3 protein-coding genes are annotated in these 1,560 nt (G+C 69.6%); 2 read left to right on the forward strand and 1 reads right to left on the reverse strand.

Annotated elements, in window-relative coordinates:
- The coding region (locus D7X55_RS39340) for an endonuclease I family protein (RefSeq protein ID WP_121725692.1) at positions 1–788 on the forward strand (788 nt) is incomplete at its 5' end.
- A gap of 9 nt (positions 789–797) precedes the next feature.
- Positions 798–1,448 carry a hypothetical protein gene (locus tag D7X55_RS39345; RefSeq protein ID WP_120549848.1) on the forward strand — a complete coding sequence of 217 codons (651 nt, stop codon included), beginning with the start codon at positions 798–800 and terminating at the stop codon, positions 1,446–1,448.
- Positions 1,449–1,451: 3 nt separating this feature from the next.
- On the opposite strand, the gene D7X55_RS47660 is transcribed toward D7X55_RS39345, so the two are convergent.
- The gene (locus D7X55_RS47660) at positions 1,452–1,535 is read right to left on the reverse strand and encodes an SHOCT-like domain-containing protein (protein ID WP_407921821.1); all 84 of its coding nucleotides are present in this window, start codon (positions 1,533–1,535) and stop codon (positions 1,452–1,454) included.
- Between the last annotated feature and the right edge of the window lie 25 nt (positions 1,536–1,560).

Raw genomic sequence — 1,560 nt, forward strand, 5'->3', positions numbered from 1 at the left:
CGACGAACTCCGCGTCGGCCCCGGCCACCCCGGCCCGCATCACCCCGAAGGCTTTCTCGTCGGTCTCCACGTTCGAGGCCGGCCCGTCCGCGAAGAAGGCCCCGACCACTCCGACGACGCCCGTGCCCGCGCCGCAGGTGCCGGTGGAGGACGTGCCGCCCAAGTCGGATCCTCGCTACGACGGGCTGAAGGACCAGGCGCTGATCAACGCCCTGCACGACGCGGTCAGCAAGCACAAGGACCTGGGCTACAACCAGGCGCGGAAGATCATCTTCACCACGCTCGACAACCACGACGGCAAGGTGAAGTGCGTCTACACGGGCAAGGAAGTCACGACGAACAAGATTCCCAGCAGCAACGTGATGAACACCGAGCACACGTGGCCCCAGTCCAAGGGCGCCACGGGCGCGGCGAAGGCGGACCTGCACCACCTGTTCCCCACGGACAGCAAGGCCAACTCCATCCGCGGCAACTGGCCCTTCGGCACGGTGAAGAACGTGAAGTGGCAGGAGAACGGCGCCAAGTTCGGCACCGACGAGAAGGGCCGCACCGTCTTCGAGCCGCCCGACGAGCACAAGGGCAACGTGGCGCGCGCGCTGTTCTACTTCTCCACCGTCTACAACAAGCACATCCCCGCGGACGACGAGGCCGTGCTCAAGCAGTGGAACCAGCTGGACAAGGTGGACGCGGCGGAGGTCGCGCGCAACGACGCCATCGAGACCTACCAGCAGAACCGCAACCCCTTCGTGGATGACGCGTCGCTGGCCGATCGCATCGCGGACTTCTAGAGTCCGGGCATGTCCCGTCCCATCGCCCCCCTGTGGGCGCTCGTCCCTGGCCGCACCGGTGTCCCCCTGATGAAGGTGGGGGGCACGCCCGAGGCGCCGGGGCCCCTGGAATGGCCCGCCTGCGAGATGTGCGGCGGGCCGCAGCGCTTCCTCTTCCAGCTGCCGCACGTCGAAGGCCGGCTGGACCTGGCGCCCTATGCGTCGGTCCACGTCTTCCAGTGCGAGAACCCCGACACGGCCTGCTTCCGGTGGGATCCGGAGGAGGGCGCCAACGCGGCGGTGCCGGTGAAGGCGGGAGCGCCGTCCGTGAGCGCGCCGCCGGGGCCGGTGAAGCCGTACGCGGAATGGACGCTCGGCTTCGAGCCCGCCACGGAAGACACCGAGGCGCTGTCGGTGGACGTCAACGAGGCCACCGAGGAGCAGCTCGCCGCGCTGGACCGCGCGCAGGAGGAGGCGCCGGAGAGCAAGGTGGGCGGCGTGCCGGTGTGGCTCAACGGTGAAGCCACCCCGGAGTGCTGTGACGCGCCCATGCGCTTCGTCGCGCAGCTGGCCGCGATGCCGTTCGGCCTGGACTTCGGAGACAACGGCCGGGGCTACCTCTTCCGCTGCACGCGCGAGGACTGCGTGCGCCCCTTCCGCTTCCTCACCCAGGGCGCCTGAGCCTCACCGCTGCATCGCCTTGATCAGCTTCTGGGCGTCCTCCGCGCTGAGCTTGCCGGCCTCCACCAGGTCCAGCACGCGGCGCATCTCGTCGTCGGGGATGCCCCGGGGC

This window comes from Corallococcus sp. AB049A, from assembly GCF_003668885.1.
Classification (GTDB): domain Bacteria; phylum Myxococcota; class Myxococcia; order Myxococcales; family Myxococcaceae; genus Corallococcus; species Corallococcus interemptor.